Below are 6,660 nucleotides of genomic sequence, written 5' to 3' on the forward strand. Positions count from 1 at the left end.
TACATTTATTCATCACTATGGAAGCGTATCGTGGAGAGAAGACAGTGTTAACTTTTCCATAGTTTTACATGCGAATAATATAAAATTGTATGAAAAATGGGGATTTTATGGTGAAAGTTTATACATTCATTATGATTTACTAGCAATTGTAGATCGATTTGCGCCTGATCAAGTAAATATTCTTCATATAGGAGCTGGATGTGGTGCAACTTTATTAGAAATGAAAAGGCGTTACCCGGCAGTTTCCACATTCGGTGCAGAAGTTAATGAAAAAGCGGCAGCTCTTGCAAATAGGGTAGGTCCTACAACTTCTAGCGAGTATGACAAGTTACACGAGGTATTTAAAGATGAAAAATTCCAGTACATTCTATTATCACATCCTATTGAGCCAGCGCAATTACCTCATGTCATACAATCTATTTCTCAGCTTTTAACGCCAACAGGAACTTTCATTATGACGAAATTCAATTTAGATAATTATAATGCATTAAAAAATTCATAAGAAAATTAATGTTTTTTTAGGTTCCTCTTCGGAGGTGAACTGTATTTGGGAATTTTGGAGAGGAAATGGTTCCTTCTATATATACAAAACCGAAATCCGAGCCCGGATTTCGGCTTTTCGATGTATGATGAAATAAGAAATCACCTTCGTATGTTTGTTGGTTTGGTCACTTGCAAATATACAGGATGGGGCAGTTCAAAGTCAGTGAAACATTATAGGATAGCTCCTTTACTTTGAAACACACGGATGCTTTTCATAATAAAACCGCCATGGATAGTGAACGGCTTCTTCTGCATAATCAATATTAATACGAGGACCAGCTAGTATGTTATGTGTGGATGATAAATGGCCTTCTTCAGGAACTAATTCAATATGTAACGTATCACTTTGAAGTGATACGCCGCGCTCTTCTAAAGTGATTCCGAGTGAGCGGCATAGTTTTCCGGGTCCATTTGTTAAGTTTTTATACTGAGCCTTCGTAATGTCAGTTTTGTTGTAGCGCGCTAGTTTCATGTCTTCGATGCCATCTACAGGTTCAAGAGCACGAATAAGAACTCCTTGCGGGGTGCCGATTGGTGCTGTAATTACGTTAAAGCAATGATACATACCGTAAATTAAATATACGTAAGCATGTCCTGGTGCGCCGAACATTACCTCTGTTCGATCAGTCCGTCTGCCGCCGTAACTATGTGCGGCCTTATCATCTGGACCTTTGTATGCTTCTACCTCTACAATAATTCCGCTTCGCTTTATGCCGTCTACAATATGAACGAGTTTATGTCCAAGTAACTTCTTTGCGACCTCTAACGTATCGCCTTCATAAAAAGAAGGTGGTGCCTGCATTGTACTATCTCCTTTGCCAGTTGTATATGTATATAGTAAACCAAATTTTCAGTAGTAATTCTAACTCGTTCTATTTACTACATTTATTTCATAAATTATGGATAGAGTACAACAGCGAAGAGGGGGAGTGCGACATGATTTATCGCTTACTAGCTCTTAATATAGATGGGACACTACTATACAACAACGGAAAAATTGCTAAAGGGTTACGGGAGACAATTGACTTTGTGAAAAGAAAAGATGTATACGTTACATTATTTACGAATCGTAATTTTCAATCTGCTCATAAAATAGCGAAGGCGTTAAAATTAGATTCAATATTAGTTACACACGGTGGAGCTTTCATTTCAGCAACGTTAGATAAGCCGTTCGCTCAAAGGAGATTATCTGAAGAGAAAACCTTTAATATTGTGCAAGTGTTAGAGCATTTTGATTGTAATGTTCGCATTTCTCATGAAAGATATTCAATTGGGAATCGTGAGAGAAATACACCAAACTTAATTGCGCGTACTGTATTATCAAGCGCAGATCCGTTATTTTATCCGGTTCAATTTGTAGATTCGCTAGGGGATGCCCTGCGTGATAACCCAGTAGCTGCACCAAAAATTGATATTGTCTTCCATACGAAAGGTGAAAAAGAAAGAGGGATGAATACGTTAAGAAAGGCATTTCAAGATGTAGAGTACGTCGAGTGTGATGCGAGGCGTATAGAAATTCTCCCTCAAAATGTATCAAAACTACGTGGTTTACAAGTACTTGGGGAGCATTTAAATATTAACCTTAGTGAGATGGTTGCGATTGGAGACAGCACAGAAGACTTAGAGGTAATTGAAAATGTTGGCCTTGGGGTAGCAATGGGGAACGCTCCTGTAGAATTAAAGCAAGCCGCAGACTGGATTACACGTTCTAATACTGAGAACGGCGTAGAGTATATGATTAAAGAGCATTTTCGTAAGCAATTCCCGCTTCCTTTTTTAAAGAATCATAAACATACACCGAAACGATGAAAAAAGAAACGTAGCATTTTCGCTACGTTTCTTTTCTTTTTTTATGCTTCGATTACTTTCAGCATTCTATTTAAAAATGCCGCAGCTTCACCACGTGTTGCTGTGCCTTTTGGTACAAACTCGTTTCGCTCGTTACCTTTTATAATTCCGTATGCGTAAATCCATTTTGATGTTTCGTTTAATTGAATTTTAAACCAATTTCCAGACTGTTCAGTAGGAGTGAGTGCTTGTGGCTATATTTTGTGTTCTTCTTTAAATGGTTCGAAAGGAAGTGAATATGTAAAAGTCTCTTCCTTTATATGTATTTAAACTAGTAGTAAGTACTAATACGTTTTAGATTGTAACAAGGGCATATTACAATGTCTATACAACTAGAGGGTATTCGTGAAAAATCAATATTCAGTATGTTTTAAATAGGATATAGAAATAAGGTAAAACCTTCTGTATTGACCTGCAAACGCCCTTCAAGTAAACTAAAGAGAGTTTGCAAATGAAAAGGTGATAATGTTGTTAATTTCAATTAAAACGTTACAAGATGATCGTTTTTTACGTCCGCTACAAAATATTGGCGGTTTATTTTTTGAAGAGAGCAAGATAGGGTTTGAGCAAGAAGAAGCAAATCTTATCGTTGATATACAGATAGAAGGTAATGTGACAGCATCGGCTCGTTTAACAGATGTTGCGACTGGAAATGTATATGAAGAAACATTCTCTAAAGATTTATCTGCTTTCACAGAAGAAAAAGAACGTATGAAGCAAGTAAAACATGTTGTTTCTTACGTATATCTTTCTGTACTTCAACAGCTAACTGGACTTGAACAGAGCTGGGGAATATTAACTGGGGTACGCCCAACGAAACTTCTTCACAAACTGCTTCAAAATGGTATGTCAAAAGAAGAAGCGCATAAAGAACTTCGTGAAAGTTATTTAATTCATGAAGAAAAAATTGAGCTTCTTCAGCGTATCGTTGATTGCCAATTAGCGGTTATTCCAGATTTATACCGTTTGAAAGAAGAAGTAAGTATTTACATCGGTATTCCGTTTTGTCCTACAAAATGTGCGTACTGTACGTTCCCGGCTTATGCAATTAACGGACGCCAAGGATCAGTTGATTCGTTCTTAGGCGGGTTACATTATGAAGTTCGTGAGATTGGTAAGTTTTTGAAAGAAAAAGGTGTTACAGTTACGACGATTTATTACGGCGGTGGTACACCGACGAGTATTACAGCAGAAGAGATGGATATGCTTTATGAAGAAATGTACCAAGCGTTCCCAGATGTGAAAGATGTACGTGAAGTAACAGTTGAGGCAGGTCGCCCAGATACGATCACACCAGCAAAGCTAGAAGTGTTAAATAAATGGAACATTGACCGTATTAGTATTAATCCGCAGTCATACCATCAAGAAACACTAAAGGCAATTGGACGTCATCACACTGTAGAAGAAACAATTGAGAAGTATCATTTAGCACGTGAAATGGGAATGAACAATATTAATATGGATTTAATTATTGGTCTTCCTGGTGAAGGATTAGACATCTTTAAGCATACGTTAGATGAAACAGAAAAGTTAATGCCAGAATCGTTAACAGTTCATACGTTATCATTTAAACGTGCTTCTGAAATGACGCAAAACAAACGTAAATATAAAGTGGCAGGTCGCGAAGAAATTACTGCGATGATGCATGAGGCGGAAGAGTGGACGAAGAACCACAATTACGTGCCATACTATTTATATCGTCAAAAAAATATTTTAGGTAACTTAGAAAACGTTGGGTATGCAATGCCGACGCAAGAAAGTATCTATAATATTGTTATTATGGAAGAAGTACAATCGATTATCGGACTTGGTTGCGGTGCATCAAGTAAATTTGTTCACCCACAAACAGGAGCAATTACACATTTTGCGAATCCGAAAGATCCAAAATCATATAACGATGGCTTCGTGAAATATACAGAAGATAAACTGAAAATTTTAGAAGAGCTATTCGTTTAAGGAGAAGGGGGTTGTTCCGATTTGGAACAGCCTCTTTTTATATTGTCAGTTTTTGTAGGTAAGTCGATATATTCGAAAAATCGCTGATATAAATTGAGTTGCGTGCGATATATTTTAAAAATCGCCGATATATTTCAAGTTGCGTGCGATATATTCAAAAAATCGCCGATATAATTTCATTTACCATCAAACGGTCCATTTGTAAAACTATGTCGATAATAATCAGAAAAATTAGTCAAATTATTAGAGGACAATGTCTACTTATAGACGAAATGATAGATTTATGAAAGAGAAAAGGGGGAAATTGTTGGCATGTACATGACGATAGGGAGAATTTTTGATTTGGCAGTTGGCAAATATCCGAATAAAGAGGCGTTAGTAGAACCAGAAAAAAATATTCGCTGGACATATAAACAGTGGGATGAGCAAATAAATAAAACGGCGCAAGCTCTATTGAAAGAAGGAGTAAGAAAGGGAGATTGTGTATCTGTTTACTTATATAACTGTCGTGAATTTGTAAACGTTTACTTAGCCTGTGCCAAAATTGGAGCGATCTTTAATCCAATTAATTTCCGCTTAAAAGCAAAAGAACTATCTTATATCCTCCAAGATGCAGCCTCGAAAGTAGTTGTCTTTGAAAAAGCAGTCGAATCAACAGTTACTATGATTGAACGAGATTTTCCAAATTCGTCTTTTTGGTATGTAGAAGACGATGCACCTTCTTATGCTAGTTCCTACCATGAAAAAGTAAATGAAGCATCAGCTGAAAAAGTAGATATTGTAGTCGATGAAATGGATTATTGCTCTATGCTTTATACGAGTGGTACGACGGGTCATCCGAAAGGCGTACTACATCGCCATCGTGATATGGCTGAGCATAGTATGATTTGTACGTATTTCATAAAATATAACAGGGATAGTGCCGGACTTGTGGTAGCGCCTTTATATCACTGCGGCGAGTTAAATGCTGGAATCATACCGCGCATTCAAGTTGGCGGAAAGAATGTTATTTTACATCATTTTGATACGGATAGAGTATTACATACCATTCAAGAAGAGAAGATTACGACGTTTTTTGCAGCACCAACGATGTGGAATATGTTACTGCAAAAAGATCTAGCCGAGTATGATTTAACTTCGATGAAGATCGGTGTATATGGCGGGGCTGCGATGGCTCCAGCGCTAGTGAAGGAATGTAAAGAGCGTCTTTATATTGATCTTGTCCAAATTTACGGAATGACAGAAATGGGACCGGTTGTTGCGTTTCTCGTAGAAGAGGATCAAATTACGAAAGCTGGTTCAGCAGGAACACCGTGCTTTAGCCATGAAATTCGAATCGTCAAACCGAACGAAGATGCACCAGCAGAGCCAGATGATATGTTGCCTCCTTATGAAGTAGGGGAAATTATTTTGCGCGGCCCGACTATGATGGCTGGATATCATAATCGAGAAGAAGCAAATGCAAAATCGATGTATAAAGGATGGTATCATTCTGGTGATTTAGGATACTTCGATAAAGACGGCTATTTATTCGTTGCAGATCGCGTTGATGATATGGTAATTAGCGGTGGTGTAAATATTTATCCTCGTGAAATTGAAGATTTCCTTCATAGTCACCCTGGTGTATTAGATGTTGCAGTACTTGGTGAGCCAGATGAACTATGGGGAGAGCGTGTCGTTGCGGTCGTTGTAAAGAAAGATGAAACGATTACAGAAGCTGATTTAGAAACATATTGTAAAGAAAGTGATGAATTAGCAGACTATAAACGTCCACGTCATTATTTATTTGTGGATGAACTTCCGCGTAATGCGAGTGGGAAATTACAAAAATTTGTGCTGAGAGAGTCGTTGAAAGGCGCGAAAAACTAGGCGCTAGATCAGTCATCTATACAAATAAGGCTATCTTTCTTAATAAAGAAAGGTAGCCTTATTATTGTGAAATTATTAAAGATGGGGAGATCACAGGATAAAAAATTTGTATGTACCTTCTATTTATAATTATTCCCTATTATTATAGTAGAATATATTTTTGTTTAATGATTTGATTTTAAAATCATATTACCTATTTTAAATAGGTAGGGTTTTGAAGTGGATGAGAAATATTAAAATAGTAAATATAGGTGTGTAATTACGGAATATGTTCGTGCTTCAGTGCGAGTGGAATAAAGTTATTAGGAGAGAATGGTACTGGATAATATTCGAAAGAGAAAAATACTCAGTCATCAGATGACCTAATGACTAAATCGGTCATTAGGTATATTTTGGTAGCATGAATATAGTAACAAATTAATATATAAATGAACAGTCTTGTAA

Annotated in this window: 5 protein-coding genes and 1 pseudogene; 4 read left to right on the top strand and 2 right to left on the bottom strand. The window is 36.9% G+C overall.

All coding sequences use genetic code 11. The annotated features are described in order from the left end of the window. Window positions 1-502, top strand: a 502-nt coding sequence (locus AB3X48_RS15435) for a class I SAM-dependent methyltransferase (protein ID WP_367959714.1), incomplete at its 5' end; no start/stop codon positions are given. A gap of 228 nt (window positions 503-730) precedes the next feature. Here AB3X48_RS15435 and AB3X48_RS15440 read toward each other — a convergent pair. Continuing rightward, entirely contained in the window at window positions 731-1,345 is a 615-nt protein-coding gene (locus AB3X48_RS15440) for a DNA-3-methyladenine glycosylase (protein ID WP_016103839.1), read from the bottom strand. A gap of 134 nt (window positions 1,346-1,479) precedes the next feature. Here AB3X48_RS15440 and AB3X48_RS15445 point away from each other — a divergent pair, with 134 nt between their 5' ends. After that, window positions 1,480-2,352: a Cof-type HAD-IIB family hydrolase gene (locus AB3X48_RS15445; RefSeq protein WP_078174004.1), complete on the top strand. Its 873-nt coding sequence runs from the start codon at window positions 1,480-1,482 to the stop codon at window positions 2,350-2,352. Window positions 2,353-2,393: 41 nt separating this feature from the next. On the opposite strand, the pseudogene AB3X48_RS15450 reads toward AB3X48_RS15445, so the two are convergent. After that, window positions 2,394-2,513 (bottom strand): annotated as a pseudogene (locus tag AB3X48_RS15450) (S-layer homology domain-containing protein); the annotation flags it as partial. Window positions 2,514-2,856: 343 nt separating this feature from the next. Here AB3X48_RS15450 and AB3X48_RS15460 point away from each other — a divergent pair. Further along, window positions 2,857-4,347, top strand: coding sequence for a coproporphyrinogen III oxidase (locus tag AB3X48_RS15460; protein ID WP_078174003.1), 1,491 nt, complete (start codon window positions 2,857-2,859; stop codon window positions 4,345-4,347). A gap of 312 nt (window positions 4,348-4,659) precedes the next feature. Further along, window positions 4,660-6,216: a fatty acid--CoA ligase gene (locus tag AB3X48_RS15465; protein ID WP_367959715.1), complete on the top strand. Its 1,557-nt coding sequence runs from the start codon at window positions 4,660-4,662 to the stop codon at window positions 6,214-6,216. The last annotated feature ends 444 nt before the right edge of the window (window positions 6,217-6,660 follow it).

The organism is Bacillus sp. S4, assembly GCF_040838205.1.
Classification (GTDB): Bacteria; Bacillota; Bacilli; order Bacillales; family Bacillaceae_G; genus Bacillus_A; species Bacillus_A cereus_U.

What these genes read in the sequence shown, in the direction of transcription:
- AB3X48_RS15440 (WP_016103839.1), bottom strand. Translation starts at nt 1,345, where the DNA reads ATGCAGGCACCACCTTCTTTTTATGAAGGCGATACGTTAGAGGTCGCA.
- AB3X48_RS15445 (WP_078174004.1), top strand. Translation starts at nt 1,480, where the DNA reads ATGATTTATCGCTTACTAGCTCTTAATATAGATGGGACACTACTATAC.
- AB3X48_RS15460 (WP_078174003.1), top strand. Translation starts at nt 2,857, where the DNA reads ATGTTGTTAATTTCAATTAAAACGTTACAAGATGATCGTTTTTTACGT.
- AB3X48_RS15465 (WP_367959715.1), top strand. Translation starts at nt 4,660, where the DNA reads ATGTACATGACGATAGGGAGAATTTTTGATTTGGCAGTTGGCAAATAT.